Source organism: Acidovorax sp. sif1233, assembly GCF_019218755.1.
Classification (GTDB): domain Bacteria; phylum Pseudomonadota; class Gammaproteobacteria; order Burkholderiales; family Burkholderiaceae_C; genus Acidovorax.
In genome coordinates, this window is sequence record NZ_JAHUWZ010000002.1 from 607,512 (window position 1) to 620,442 (window position 12,931).

Genomic DNA, 12,931 nt, shown 5'->3' on the forward strand with positions numbered 1-12,931 from the left:
GGCGGGTGGATGTTGTCGTGGTCAGGCTGCGGCGGGCGCGGGGCGCACCAGGCGGGCTTCGCGGATCGGCAGGTTGACCAGGGCCGCGCCCACGGCCAGCACGATGTCGATGTACCAGACCCAGTCATAGCTGCCGGTGGCCTGGAAGACGGTACCGCCCAGATAGGCACCGAAGAATCCGCCAATCTGGTGCGCCAGCATCACGATGCCAAACAGCATGGCCATGTTGGCCGTGCCGAACATCTTGGCCACCAGCCCCACCGTGGGGGGCACGGTGGAGAGAAACGTCACACCCATCACGGCGGCAAAGACCAGCACCACGGCGGGCGTCTTGGGCGCCAGCAAGAAGATCAGCACCGCCAGGCCGCGCGTGGCATACAGCAGCGACAGCAACGACTTCATGCGCCAGCGCCCCACGGCCCAGCCCATGGCCAGGCTGCCGACAATGTTGAACAAGCCGATCATGGCCAGCGACCATCCGCCGATCTCAGGCGGCAGGCCACATGCGGCGATGACGCCCGGCAGGTGCGTGGCCAGGAACGCCACGTGAAAGCCGCACACCAGAAAGCCCGCCGCCAGATACCGGTAGCTCGGCGTGGCCAGCGCCTGCGCGATGGCCTCGCGCGCCGTCAGTGCCTTCTGGCCGGATGCGGCGGCGGCCTGCGCGGCCAAGGCGTTCGAATTGCCCCGGAGCACCCACACCGCAGGCAGCGCCAGCAGCACCAGCACACCCAGCCACTGCATGGCACTGGCCCAGCCTACCGCGGCGGTCAGGCCAATGGCAATGGGCGCCATCACGAACTGCCCGAACGACCCGCCCGCGTTGACGATGCCGCTGGCCAGCCCGCGCTTGTGGGCGGGTACCAGCCGCGCGGTGGCCGCCATCAGCACCGACGGCCCGGCCATGCCCGCGCCGCCGGCGGCCAACACGCCAATCGCAAAAATCAACCCGACCGTGGTGGTCATGTAGGGCGTGATGAAGGTGCCCAGCGCCACCAGCGCCACGCCCAGCAGGATCACGCGGCCCGTGCCGATGCGGTCGGCCACGGCCCCCGCAAACGGCTGGGTCAGGCCCCACCAGAGCTGGCCGAACGCAAAGGCCAGGCTGATGCTGCCAATGCCCAGCGCGGTGGACGTGTTGAGCGCCGACAGGAACAGGCCCATGGTCTGGCGCGTGCCCATGGTGAGGGCGAACGCGCCCGCAGCGGCCAGCAGCACGAGCCACAGCGCGATCGGTGAGCCCGGGGTGGCAGGAGCGGCGGGCGCCGCGAACACGTTGCCGCCGCCCAGGTTGCGGGAAGGTTGGGTGTCATTCGTCATCGCCGTGCTCCTGCTTTTCCTGCATGCTGGCCAGCAAAGCCAGGGAGTCGTCCACCAGCGCATGCAGGGCGTTCACGCGCTCCGCGCCCAGGGTGTCGTTGAGGGACAGCTGCGCCACTTTCCAGCAGCGCTGGGCCTGCGCACGCTTGTCGCGCCCCGCGTCGGTGATGTGCACCAGCCGGCTGCGCGCATCGGCCCCCGCCTCCAGCGTGACCCAGCCGGCATCCACCAGGGGCCGCAGGTTGCGGGTGAGCGTGGAGGCGTCCATCTTCATTTCCACCGCGAGGTCGCCCGGACGGATGGGCCCGAGCTTGAGCACGTGCGACAGCAGCGAGTACTGCGTGGTCTTGAGCCCACACCGGGCCATCTCGGTGTCATAGTGGTGCGCCACGCGCCGCATCAGCTGGCGCAGCTTGAAATTGGTGCAGCCCTGGGGCGGCACGGCAGCAGGCGCGTTTGCGGGGGTGATTTCAGCTTGCATGCGATCAATTGTATCTGCAATAATTGCATATGCAACTAGCCGGCTGGCCCATCAACCCCATTCCCTTCCGAGGTATCGCATGACCCAGAACAACCAACTCGAGCAATGGCTCGCGCAAGAGCGTGAAATCGCAGCCCGCCTGGAGGCCGGCGTGGGCGCGGGGGTCTCGCGCCCCGACCAGGTCGCCGGCCTGAACGGCCTGCAGATGATGCAGGCCATGCTGCGCGGTGAACTGCCCTACCCTCCCATCGCCCGCACGCTGGACTTCCAGCTGATGGAGGTGGGCGAAGGCCTGGCCATCTTCCAGGGAACCCCTGGCGCGGCCCACCTGAACCCCATGGGCACCGTACACGGGGGCTGGTTCGCCACCCTGCTCGACTCGGCCCTGGGCTGCGCCGTGCACACGCGCATGCAGCCGGGGCGCGGCTACACCACGGCCGAGCTGGGCGTGAACCTCGTCAAGGCGCTCACGCCCAAGGTGCAGCGCGTGCGCGCCGAAGGCCGCGTGATCCACTGCGGGCGCCAGCTGGCCACGGCCGAGGCCCGCCTGGTGGGGCCCGACGGCACGCTGTATGCCCACGCCACCACCACCTGCCTGGTTTTTGACATGCCTGCACAATCGAAGGGATGAAATTCCTCCACACGATGCTGCGCGTTGGCAACCTTCAACGCTCGATTGATTTCTATACCCAGGTGCTCGGCATGCAACTGCTGCGCCAGTCCGAGAACCCCGAGTACAAGTACTCGCTGGCCTTCCTGGGCTTTGACGGCGGCAACCCCGGCCAGGCCGAGATCGAGCTGACCTACAACTGGGGCACCGAGAGCTACGAGATGGGCACCGCCTATGGCCACATCGCGCTGGGCGTGCCCGATGCGTACGCCGCGTGCGAGAAGATCAAGGCCTCGGGTGGCAACGTCACGCGCGAAGCGGGTCCCGTCAAGGGCGGCACCACGGTCATCGCGTTTGTGACGGATCCCGATGGCTACAAGATTGAATTGATACAGCGCGCCGAGGGGACTGGTGGCGCAGGCTTGCGCTAATAATAACTATCAAATATATAGCTGCTGGCGCATGATGGATAAGCGCTAGAGGCAAATTTTAACCCATAAAAAAAACCCGGCACTGCCGGGTTTTTTCATGGGGCGACCTGCTGGAGGTCACTGCACAGGGACTAGGCGCCCAGGGCCACTTCCACGCGGCGCGCTTCGGCGTTGCTGCCGGTGGCGGTGGTTTCTTCGGGCTTCTTCAGCTCGATCTTGTCTTCCGCCACGCCCAGGCCCTTGAGCGCATCGCGCACTGCAAAGGCGCGTTGCTTGGCCAGCTCGGCATTCAGGGCGGCGTCGCCCGTGGCGTCGTGAAAGCCCGAGATCACGGCCTTCTTGCCTTCGGCCACGCCCTTGACCACGTCGGCCAGGGCTTCGTTGGCGCCTGCGGCAAGGTCGGCCTTGGCGCTGGCAAAGTAGAACTTCACCACGCCGTTTTCCACCCGGACGCTGGCCGCGTCAGCCGCGGCGACCACGGCGGGCGCGCTGGCTGCAACGGCCGTGGCGGGCGCGGGCTTGGCGGCGCCGGAAGCGCCGACACGCTTGACCACCACGGTGCCCACCACCACGGAGATCACCAGTGCGATCAGGGCGAACAGGAAACCCAGGGCGAAACGTTGTTGGCTATCGTCGTCAGAACTAGACATTGGAGATCCCCGAAGTGATGAAAAAGAAGGTGTGGCGGCCCTGGAACCTCGCGGCGCAAGTCCCCAGGGCGCTGAAGCAAAGCTTTCGATTGTAGAGTGATCGCATGACGAATCTTCCCGCGCCCCTTCGCGACCCGGCCCCCATGCTGGAGCGGGCGCTCAAGGAATGGGGTGGCCACGACGACCTGTGGATCTTTGGCTACGGCTCGCTCATCTGGCGCCCGGATTTCGACTACGCCGAGCGCCGCGCCGCCAAGGTGCACGGCTGGCACCGGGCGCTCCGGATGTGGAGCCGCATCAACCGCGGCACGCCGGAATGCCCGGGCCTGGTGTTCGGCATGCTGTCGGGCGGCAGCTGCCGGGGCATGGTCTTCCGCGTGGACAAGGCGCATGCCCGGCAGGTGCTCATCAACCTGTGGCAGCGCGAGATGGTCACGGCCGTGTACGACCCGCGCTGGCTGCCCTGCCGCACGCCCCAGGGGACCGTGTCCGCGCTCGCTTTCACTCTGTCACGAAAAAGCCCCAACCACACGGGGGAGCTGCCCGACGACGAGTACCGCCGCATCTTCGCGCAGGCCTGCGGCCGTTTTGGCACCACGCGCGACTATGCCCAGGCCACGTACGAGGAACTGCGCAAACACGGCATCCACGACCGCGCGCTCGCCAGGCTGCTTGCGCTGACCCACAAATAGTGCACACTTTTGGCGGGCGAACCTGCTCCCTGTCTTGCACCAGCGCGCAGGGCGTCCGCATGATGCACCGTCTCTTAACGTTCAAGGAGTATTTGATGAAGCAAAGGAATCGTTGGGCCTTCGGGCTCTCGTCCATCGCCGTGCTGGCCCTGGCGGGCTGCGCCGCCTATTCGTCGGGCCCGTCTGCCACGGCCAAGCTGGAGCCCACGCGCGGCAGCACCACCTCGGGCACGGTGGCGTTTGCCCAGTCCGGCGACGTGGTGAAGGTGTCGGGCGAGGTCCGCGGGCTCAAGCCGGGCGCCGAACACGGTTTCCATATCCATGAAAAGGGCGACTGCTCCAGCGGCGACGGCATGAGCGCCGGCGGCCACTTCAACCCGGGCGGCAAGCCGCACGGCCACCACGGCGCGGGCGAGCACCACACGGGTGACCTGCCCAGCCTGAAGGCGGATGCCAACGGCGTGGCCACCTTCAGCTTCGAGTCGCGCACGATCCGCGTGGGCAGCACGGCCAACGACATCGTGGGCAAGGGCCTGATCGTGCACCGCGACCCCGACGACTACAAGACCCAGCCCACGGGCAACGCCGGCCCGCGCCTGGCCTGCGCGGTCATCGCAGCGAAGTAGAGACCGCCGAAAAAGGAAAAGACGGCGCGCCGGAAGGGCGCGTCCGGCACACGACCCGCTCGCCGCGACCTCGGCCAGCGGGTCGTTTCCTTTGCGGGTGTCAGGCCCGGCGCGCGGCCAGGATGCGCTCGGCCCGCGCGAGGTCCTGCACCGTGTCGATGTCCGTCACCGTGCCTTCGTCCTGCACGTCCACGGTCCGGACCCCGCCCCGCAGCGCCTGCTGGCGCACCACGCCGGCAGCGCCCTGTTCGCCGGAGAGCGCCAGCAGATCCGGCAGGCACGGCGCGGCAAAAGCCACCGGATGGCCGCGCTCTCCGTGGAACAGCGGAATGGCCACCGCGCAGCGCCCCAGGGCCGCCGCCATGGTGCGCAGCGTCGCGGGCTGGACCAGCGGCAGGTCGCCGGGCAGCACCAGCCAGCCGCCCGCCCCCGCCGTGGCGCGCACGGCCGCCGCGATCGAATCGCCCATGCCTGGATGGCCCGCGTCCTCGAGGTGCCAGGCGAGCCCGCTGGCGCGCACGGCGTTCAGGGTGTGCTCCAGCACCGGCAGCCCGGCCAGCAGCGCGCGCAGCTTGTGCACCTGGCCGCCGGAGGCCGCGAAACGCGCGCCCCGGCCGGAGGCCAGCACCAGCACGACGGGCACCGGCGGCCCGTCCGGCTTCATGGGGGGGGTATCGGCGAGGTGCGGGGTGGACATCGCCAGCATGCTACGGCAACGCGGCCGCCGCGCGCCTCAGGCCAGCGTGTAGCCGCCGTCCACCACCAGGTGGTGGACGCTGATGAAGCTGGCGGCGCCCGGCAGCTGGAACAGCACTGGCGCCGCCATCTCGTGCGCCAGCGCGGGGCGGCCCGCCGGGGACGCCTGCAGCAGGGCGCGTGCCGGTGATGGCATGCCCCCTCCTTCCCTGCCCTCCCCGGGCGCCAACGCCGTCAGGCGAGCTTGAACGGCAGCTCGCGCGGGGTCTTGCCCGTGAGTTGCGAGATGGCGTTGGCGAACGCCGGCGCCAGCGGTGGCAGGCCGGGCTCGCCCATGCCCTTGGGTGGGTCGGCACTGGGCACGATGTGCACCGTCACCTGCGGCATGTCGGTGATGCGCGGCACGGCAAAGTCGCCAAAATTGCTCTGCTCCACCACACCGTCCTTGAGCGTGATGGCGCCGCCGGGCAGGCACATCGACAGGCCCATCAGCGCCGCGCCCTGCACCTGGGCTTCCACGCTCTTGGGGTTGACCACCAGGTTGCAGTGCACGCCGGCCGTGATCGTGTGCAGCTTGGGCGTGCCGTCCTTGACGGAGGCCTCGACCACATAGGCCACCACCGACTCGAACGATTCATGCACCGCCACGCCCCAGGCGCGGCCGGCCGCCAGCTTCTTCCTGCCGTAGCCCGACTGGGCCACGGCCAGCTGCAGCGCGGCCTTGTGGCGCGGGTGCTTGTCGCCCATCAGGGCCATGCGGTAGGCCACGGGGTCTTGCTTCGTGGTGCGCGCCACTTCGTCGATGAGGGTTTCCATGGCGTAGGCCGTGTGGGTGGAGCCCACGCTGCGCCACCACAGCACCGGCACGTTCACGTCGGGGTGGTGCACCGACAGCTTCATGGGCACGTTGTACGGCTCGCCCATGCCCTCGGTGGTCGTGGCGTCGATGCCGTTCTTGACCATGAAGGCCTCGAACGGCGAACCCTTGGTGATGGACTGGCCGACGATGGTGTGGTCCCACGCCAGGATCTTGCCCTTGGCGTCGAAGCCGATCTCGGCGCGGTGCACGTGCATGGGGCGGTAGTAGCCGCCCTTGATGTCGTCCTCGCGGCTCCACAGGGTGCGCACCGGCGCGGTGATTCCCGCCGTGCGCGCGGCCTTGGCCACGCCGCAGGCCTCCACCACGTAGTCGCTGGTGGGGATGGCGCGGCGGCCAAAGCCGCCACCGGCCATCTGCGTGTTCACCTTGATGTTCTGCGGCTGCAGGCCCAGGGTTTTGGCGGCGGCCATGGCGTCCAGGCCGGGCATCTGCGTGCCCATCCATAGCTCGGCCTTATCGCCATCGAGCTTCACCGTGCAGTTGAGCGGTTCCATGGGCGCGTGCGCCAGATACGGGAAGACGAACTCGGCGCTGATCTTGTGGGCCGCACCCGCCAGCGGCGCCATGTCGGCCTGCATGGCCACGTTGCCGGGCTTGGCGGCCAGCTCGCGGTACTGCGCTAGCAGTGCCGTGGTGTCGGGCTTGCCCACCGCGCTGGTGTCCCATTCCACCTTCAGCGCATCGCGCCCCTGCTTGGCGGGCCAGTAACCATCGGCCACGATGGCCACGCCCTCGCCGCCCCGGTCGGTGGGCACGCGCAGCACGGCCTTCACGCCCTTGATGGCCTTGGCGGCGCTGTCGTCCAGCGACTTCAGCTTGGCGCCAAACACGGGCGGGCGGGCCACCACGGCCGTCAGCATGCCGGGCAGGCGCACGTCGATGCCGTAGTCCTGCTGGCCGCTCGACTTGGCCTTGGCATCGAGCCGCCCGGTGGGCTTGCCGATGAGGCGGAACTGCTTGGGGTCCTTCAGGGTGACCTTTTCGGGCACGGGCTGCTTCATGGCCGCTTCGGCCAGCGCGCCGTAGCCCAGCTTCTTGCCCCCGGGGCCGACGACGAAGCCATTGCTGGTGCGCAGTGCCGAGGCATCCACGCCCCACTGCGCCGCGGCGGCCGAGACCAGCATGGCGCGGGTGCGGGCGCCCAGCTCGCGGTACTGGGTGTACGAGTTCTTGATGGAGTTGGAGCCGCCCGTGAGGTGCATGCCCATCATCGGGTCGGCATAGGCCTGGTTGGCATCGCCGTGCACGCTGCGCACCTTGCTCCAGTCGGCGTCCAGCTCCTCGGCCAGGATCATCGGCAGGCCGGTCTGCACGCCCTGGCCAAAGTCCAGGCGGTTGATGGTGACGGTGACCGTGCCATCGGCGTCGATGCGGACAAAGGCCGAGGGCTGCTCGAACGGCTTGAGGCCTGCGGGGGCTGCTGCTGCGGCCCCCTGCGCGGCAGCCACCAGCGGAAACGCGCCCAGGGCAAAGCCCGAAGCCGCCGACACCTTGAGGAAGGTGCGCCGTGCGAGACCTCCGATGCCTTCCATTGCATCGTTTACTCCTGAATTGGTAGCTGCTTGCGCTTTATCCATAAGCGCCAGAAGGTGTTTTGGCATGAAAACATGGGCCTGGCCCTGCAGGGCCTGTGCGTCGAAGTGCATGGTGTTCTCCTTCAATCAAGCCAGGGTCTTGGCAGCGTCATGGATGGCCGCGCGAATGCGCACATAGGTGCCGCAGCGGCACACATTGCCCGACATGGCGGCGTCGATGTCGGCGTCGCTCGGCTTCTTCTTGCCCTTGAGCAAGGCGGTGGCGCTCATGATCTGGCCGCTCTGGCAGTAGCCGCATTGCGCCACGTCGTGTTTCACCCAGGCGGCGTGCACGGCCTTGCCCACCTTGTCGCTGGCCGTGACGGCCTCGATGGTGGTGATCTTCTGCCCCGCAGCGGCCGAGATCGGCGTGATGCACGAGCGCACCGGCGCGCCGTTCAGGTGCACCGTGCAGGCCCCGCACAGGGCCTGGCCGCAGCCGAACTTGGTGCCGGTCATGCCCAGCGTGTCGCGCAGGGCCCAGAGGATGGGGGTGGATTCATCGGCATCCACAGCCGTGTCTTTGCCATTGATGTTGAGGGTAGGCATCGTGGGGTTCTCCGTGGGGAAGGTGTTGTTGTTTGGTGGGAGGCGATTGAACAGAGCGGGATGGTGTCAGCGACGCCATCGGCCATGAAACGGTTGGAGCGTGGTGAGTGGCATTTTTAAGAGAATATAAATTCGATTAAAAGATCAACCTCAGGTAGACAAATTCATCGCAATCTCCTGCTCAGGCCTTCAGTGCGTCCCAGCACAGCCCAAAAGCCATCTGGTGCACGGCCTCCTCATCGGGCAGCACCTTGGTGCGGATCAGGTTGCCCGTCTCTCGCACCGACCCCACCAGACTGGCCGTGAGCAGCGGGATGGGCACTGCCTTCAGGATCTCTTGCTGCTGGCCTTCTTCCATCAACGCAAAAAAACCGGCCATCAAACGGGTCGAGAATTCGCGGTTGCCCTCGGTGAACCAGGGCGAGTTGTAGTACTGCTCCTGGAACACCACCTCGGCATATTGGTCCAGCCGGTGCCGCAGCAGGTTGCCCCAGGCGCGCCGCACGCGGGCGCGGTAGGGCATGCCGGGCGCGATGCCTTCCATGATGCGGGCGGCCGTGACCGTCTTGGCATCCTGGTAGAGCTGGCTGATGAGTTCATCCTTGGACGGGTAATACACATACAGCGTGCTGGTGGCAATGCCCGCTGCGCGGGCGATGTCGGCCAGGGTCAGGCCGCTCAGGCCCGTCTGGGCCACCAGCTCGAAGGTGGCCTGGGCAATGGCGCGCTGTTTTTCGTCGTCTTTGGGTTTCATCGGTGTGTCAATATAAGCGAATATCCATTCGGCAACAACCGGGGCCACGGAAGGCCCCGCGACGCCACAAAACCGGCGTGCACAATCGTGCCCATGACCACCTCCATCGCCGACCTTCGCAAGAGCTACGAGCGCGCTGAACTCAACGAAGACGCCTCGCACGCCGCCCCCCTGCAGCAGTTTGACCAGTGGCTCCAGGAAGCCATCAGCGCCGAAGTGCCGGAGCCCAACGCCATGACCCTGGCCACCGTGGGCAGCGACATGCGCCCCAGCACCCGCATCGTGCTCATCAAGGGCTACGACGAGCGCGGCATCGTCTGGTTCACCAACTATGACAGCCGCAAGGGCCGCCAGATCGCGGGCAATCCCTATGCGGCCGTGCAGTTCCACTGGGTGGAGCTGGAACGCGTGGTGCGCATCGAAGGCATTGTGGAGAAAGTCAGCGACGAAGAAAGCGACGCGTATTTCAACAGCCGTCCGCTCGACTCGCGCATCGGGGCCTGGGCCAGCCCGCAAAGCCAGGTGATCTCCGGCCGGGGCGTGCTGGTGGCCAATGCCACCAGGTACGGCGCGCAGTTCTTGCTGAAACCACCCCGCCCGCCGCACTGGGGCGGGTACCGCCTGAAGCCGGACCAGTGGGAGTTCTGGCAGGGGCGCAAGAGCCGCCTGCATGACCGGCTGCGGTATCGGATGGATGCGGGGGAGTGGGTGCGGGAGCGCCTGGCGCCCTGAACGTTTCCTGCCCGGCGGCACCAGCACCGACAAGGAGCAGCATGTTTTCGCACATCTTCGTGGGCGTGACGGATTTCGACCGCGCCCTGGCCTTCTACCAGCCGCTGATGGCCGCCCTGGGCGTCGCGCAGCGCTTTGTAGACCCATCCCGCCCCTGGGCCGGCTGGCAGAGCAGCCCCGACCCCCGCCCCCTCTTTCTCATCGGCATCGCCTTTGAAGGCGCGCACGCGCCGGGCAATGGCCAGATGACGGCTTTTGCCGCCCGCAGCCGCGCGCAGGTGGATGCCGTGCACGCCGCGGCCTTGGCCCACGGCGGCCATTGCGACGGCCCGCCGGGCCTGCGCCCGCAGTACCACGCCCACTACTACGGCGCGTATTTCCGGGATCCCGACGGCAACAAGCTCTGCGTGGCCTGCCACGTCCCCGGGGACGCCTGAGCCACCGCGCCCGATCGCCTTCGCAGGCCGCGTCTACGGCGCTGCCACCACCCAGCGCGTCACCGCCAGGATCACCACCGGCATCGTCACCAGGCCCAGCGCGGTGGACACCGCCACGCTCGCCGTCACCTCGTCCTCGGCCACGCCATAGCGCTGCGCGAACAGAAACACGTTGGCGCCCACGGGCAGCGAGGCCGCCACGATCATCACGGCCAGCGGCAGGCCCGACAGGCCCAGCGCCCAGCCCAGCGCTGCCAGCACGAGGGGGTGCGCCACGCACTTGACCAGGGCGATGCGCATCGCGGCCCTGAAATGGCGTCCCACCCTGGTGAAGGCGAGCGTCACGCCCACCAGCAGCAGCGCGATGGGCCCCAGGGCCTGACCGAGCAGCAGCAGGGGCTTGTCCACCACCTGCGGCACCACCAGCCCGGTCTGCGCGAACAGCAGGCCCGCGATGATGGGCAGCGGCACGGGGTGCACGATGCCGTTGCGCATGGCCTGCAGCACCATGCGCCACAGGGGCTGGTGCGCCCCGCCACCGCCGCCGTCCGCGGCCGCATGCTCGCGCGCCGCCGCGAGTTCGAACACCACGGTGGCGGCGGTCAGCAGGATCAGCGAGTGCACCGAGATCAGCGTGAACAGCGTGACCAGGCCCGCGTCGCCAAACACCAGGCCCACCAGCGGCACGCCGATCATGAGCGTGTTGCTGAAGGTGTTGGCCAGGGCCCGCGCCGCCGCCAGGGTGTTGAAGCCCTGCAGCGCCAGCGTGGCCGCATACACGATGCCAAAGGCCACGAAGTAGATGCCCACGGGGCCGAAGTCGAGGTCCTGGATGCGCACCGTGCTCATGGTGCGGAACAGCAGCGCGGGCGTGAGCACCATGAACACCAGGTTGGCCAGGTCCTTCACCGCGGCCGCCCGTATCCAGCCGCGCTGCCCCACGTAGAAGCCGAGGGCGATGAACAGGATGACGGGGATCAGCGAGGTGAAGACGGCGGAGTTCAAGATCAGAAACCAACGGCGGACAGGTGGGCGCGTATTGTGCGCCTGGCCGGCGGGGCCCTGGCTCCGGGGTGCTATATTTTCGATAGCTGGCGGCGCAGGCGGATATGGCGCCAGATGGCATTTTGGACTGATTCAATGCGCGTGCAAGGCAGCGTCCGTCTGCGCGGACCCGCCCGCCGGGCCTGGCGCCCTCCTGTATTCTGGAACACCGCCCTGCCCCCTGCGTCCATGAAGTTCGCCGCCTTCTTCCGCAACCTGAACCTCGGCCATGGCCATGCACCGTCGCGCATGGCGCTGGAAAGCGCGTTCTTGCAAGCTGGCGCTGATGAGGCCGCCTCGTTCCAGACCAATGGCACGGTCGCCTTCAGCGCGCGCGGCGTGCGGCCCGCGCAGGGGATTGTCCGCACGGTGCAGCGGTCGCTGCGCGGCGGGCATGGATTCGATGAACCCGTGTTTCTGCGCAGCATGGCCTATCTGCACACGCTGCTGGCGCGCGATCCGTTCGAGGGCATGGCCAAGGCGCCGCCCATCTACGACTTCTACGTGACCTTCCTGCACGACGGCGCGAAGCTGCTGCCCCCGCTGCCCACCCGCAATGCCCGCGAGGACGTGCGCGTGCTGCTCTACACCGGCTCCGAGGCCCTGTCGTACAACCACCTTGTCGGCAAGACCATGGGAAACCCGAACGTCTTTGCCGAGCAGCAGCTCGGCCTGCCGGCCACCACGCGCACCTGGGGCACGGTGGCCCGGCTGGTGCGCAAGCACGGCTGACAAGGCCAGGGGCCCGCGCCCGCGCTCAGGCCCTTGCCGGCCCTTCGCCCGTGTGCGGCGGGCCGGGCGGCGACAGCAGCTGCAGCACGCCCTCCAGCCCCTGCACCTGGTGGTCGGCCAGCTCCCAGGGCCGCACGCCGGGCCGCACGGTCTGCACGGTGGTGGCCCCCAGCGCGCGCCCGGCCGCGAGTTCGGACAAGGGGTTGTCGCCGATCACCAGCGCGTGCCGGGGTGCGCAGCCTTCGCGCGCCAGGATCTGTTCGAAAATCGGCTGCTTGCCGTGCGGTGCGCCATCGCTCGCCGGGCGCTCGTCCACCGCGTCGATGAACACCTGTTCAAACCAGGGCCGGATGCCCAGGGCGTCGATCTTGCTGTCCTGCAGGCGCCGAAAGCCGCTGGTGACCAGGTAGCGCCGCAGGGGAATGCGCGGCAGCAGGCCGATGTCGGGGTAGCCGTGCAGCGGGGCGCGCACCTGCAATTGGCTGAACTGCCGCCAGCCCGCCGCGCGCATGGCCGGGGTGAATCGGTAGCGCTCGGCCACCAGGTCAAACGCCGTGAACCAGCATTGGTACAGGGCCTGCTCCAGCATGGCGGGGGCCAGCGCCCCCTGGTTGGCCTGCCGAATGGCCTCGAACGCGGGCTCGAACAGCGGCCCCACGGCCCGTGCGTCGAGCAGGCAGTTGTCCAGATCGAAAATCGCTACGGCGCAGTGCTCCATCGTGC

Annotated in this window: 17 protein-coding genes; 7 read left to right on the forward strand and 10 right to left on the reverse strand. The window is 68.2% G+C overall.

Annotation, left to right across the window (positions count from 1 at the left end):
• Positions 1–21: 21 nt before the first annotated feature.
• Complete coding sequence (locus tag KW843_RS10205; protein ID WP_255594654.1) at positions 22–1,320, reverse strand: MFS transporter; 1,299 nt, start codon at positions 1,318–1,320, stop codon at positions 22–24.
• The gene (locus tag KW843_RS10210) at positions 1,310–1,801 is read right to left on the reverse strand and encodes a MarR family winged helix-turn-helix transcriptional regulator (protein WP_218295013.1); all 492 of its coding nucleotides are present in this window, start codon (positions 1,799–1,801) and stop codon (positions 1,310–1,312) included. Before KW843_RS10210 ends, KW843_RS10205 begins: the two co-directional genes overlap by 11 nt.
• A gap of 79 nt (positions 1,802–1,880) precedes the next feature.
• Between KW843_RS10210 and KW843_RS10215 the strand changes: the two genes are divergently transcribed.
• Together KW843_RS10215 and gloA are read left to right on the forward strand one after the other, a co-directional pair.
• Positions 1,881–2,432: a PaaI family thioesterase gene (locus KW843_RS10215; RefSeq protein WP_218295014.1), complete on the forward strand. Its 552-nt coding sequence runs from the start codon at positions 1,881–1,883 to the stop codon at positions 2,430–2,432.
• Complete coding sequence (gene gloA, locus KW843_RS10220) at positions 2,429–2,842, forward strand: lactoylglutathione lyase (protein WP_010458830.1); 414 nt, start codon at positions 2,429–2,431, stop codon at positions 2,840–2,842. Before KW843_RS10215 ends, gloA begins: the two co-directional genes overlap by 4 nt.
• Before the next feature lie 131 nt (positions 2,843–2,973).
• Here gloA and KW843_RS10225 read toward each other — a convergent pair whose 3' ends face one another.
• Complete coding sequence (locus tag KW843_RS10225; RefSeq protein WP_218295015.1) at positions 2,974–3,492, reverse strand: OmpA family protein; 519 nt, start codon at positions 3,490–3,492, stop codon at positions 2,974–2,976.
• Between the two features lie 104 nt (positions 3,493–3,596).
• Here KW843_RS10225 and KW843_RS10230 point away from each other — a divergent pair, with 104 nt between their 5' ends.
• Together KW843_RS10230 and KW843_RS10235 are read left to right on the forward strand one after the other, a co-directional pair.
• Positions 3,597–4,184 (forward strand): gamma-glutamylcyclotransferase, encoded by a 588-nt coding sequence (locus KW843_RS10230; protein ID WP_218295016.1) that lies wholly within the window; start codon positions 3,597–3,599, stop codon positions 4,182–4,184.
• Positions 4,185–4,279: 95 nt separating this feature from the next.
• A complete protein-coding gene (locus tag KW843_RS10235; protein ID WP_218295017.1) occupies positions 4,280–4,810 on the forward strand; it encodes a superoxide dismutase family protein in 531 nt (176 codons plus the stop codon).
• A 100-nt stretch (positions 4,811–4,910) separates the two neighbouring features.
• Here the strand turns inward: KW843_RS10235 and KW843_RS10240 are convergent, their stop codons facing one another.
• The 5 genes from KW843_RS10240 to KW843_RS10260 form a co-directional block, all read right to left on the reverse strand.
• Complete coding sequence (locus tag KW843_RS10240) at positions 4,911–5,507, reverse strand: NTP transferase domain-containing protein (RefSeq protein WP_255594655.1); 597 nt, start codon at positions 5,505–5,507, stop codon at positions 4,911–4,913.
• Positions 5,508–5,543: 36 nt separating this feature from the next.
• A complete protein-coding gene (locus KW843_RS10245; protein WP_218295018.1) occupies positions 5,544–5,702 on the reverse strand; it encodes a hypothetical protein in 159 nt (52 codons plus the stop codon).
• A gap of 38 nt (positions 5,703–5,740) precedes the next feature.
• Positions 5,741–8,032, reverse strand: coding sequence for a xanthine dehydrogenase family protein molybdopterin-binding subunit (locus KW843_RS10250; protein ID WP_218295019.1), 2,292 nt, complete (start codon positions 8,030–8,032; stop codon positions 5,741–5,743).
• Positions 8,033–8,047: 15 nt separating this feature from the next.
• Positions 8,048–8,509 (reverse strand): (2Fe-2S)-binding protein, encoded by a 462-nt coding sequence (locus KW843_RS10255; RefSeq protein WP_192425055.1) that lies wholly within the window; start codon positions 8,507–8,509, stop codon positions 8,048–8,050.
• A gap of 181 nt (positions 8,510–8,690) precedes the next feature.
• Complete coding sequence (locus KW843_RS10260; RefSeq protein WP_218295020.1) at positions 8,691–9,263, reverse strand: TetR/AcrR family transcriptional regulator; 573 nt, start codon at positions 9,261–9,263, stop codon at positions 8,691–8,693.
• Between the two features lie 93 nt (positions 9,264–9,356).
• Here KW843_RS10260 and pdxH point away from each other — a divergent pair, with 93 nt between their 5' ends.
• Both pdxH and KW843_RS10270 read left to right on the forward strand, forming a co-directional pair.
• Complete coding sequence (gene pdxH, locus KW843_RS10265; RefSeq protein ID WP_218295021.1) at positions 9,357–9,995, forward strand: pyridoxamine 5'-phosphate oxidase; 639 nt, start codon at positions 9,357–9,359, stop codon at positions 9,993–9,995.
• Between the two features lie 41 nt (positions 9,996–10,036).
• Complete coding sequence (locus KW843_RS10270) at positions 10,037–10,432, forward strand: VOC family protein (RefSeq protein ID WP_218295022.1); 396 nt, start codon at positions 10,037–10,039, stop codon at positions 10,430–10,432.
• 33 nt (positions 10,433–10,465) lie between these two features.
• On the opposite strand, the gene KW843_RS10275 is transcribed toward KW843_RS10270, so the two are convergent.
• Entirely contained in the window at positions 10,466–11,437 is a 972-nt protein-coding gene (locus KW843_RS10275; RefSeq protein ID WP_218295023.1) for an AEC family transporter, read from the reverse strand.
• A gap of 228 nt (positions 11,438–11,665) precedes the next feature.
• On the opposite strand from KW843_RS10275, the gene KW843_RS10280 reads away from it, so the two are divergent.
• Positions 11,666–12,208, forward strand: a complete 543-nt coding sequence (locus tag KW843_RS10280; RefSeq protein ID WP_218295024.1) for a DUF1697 domain-containing protein — start codon at positions 11,666–11,668, stop codon at positions 12,206–12,208.
• A gap of 25 nt (positions 12,209–12,233) precedes the next feature.
• Here KW843_RS10280 and KW843_RS10285 read toward each other — a convergent pair whose 3' ends face one another.
• The gene (locus KW843_RS10285; protein ID WP_218295025.1) at positions 12,234–12,926 is read right to left on the reverse strand and encodes an HAD family hydrolase; all 693 of its coding nucleotides are present in this window, start codon (positions 12,924–12,926) and stop codon (positions 12,234–12,236) included.
• Positions 12,927–12,931: the final 5 nt, after the last annotated feature.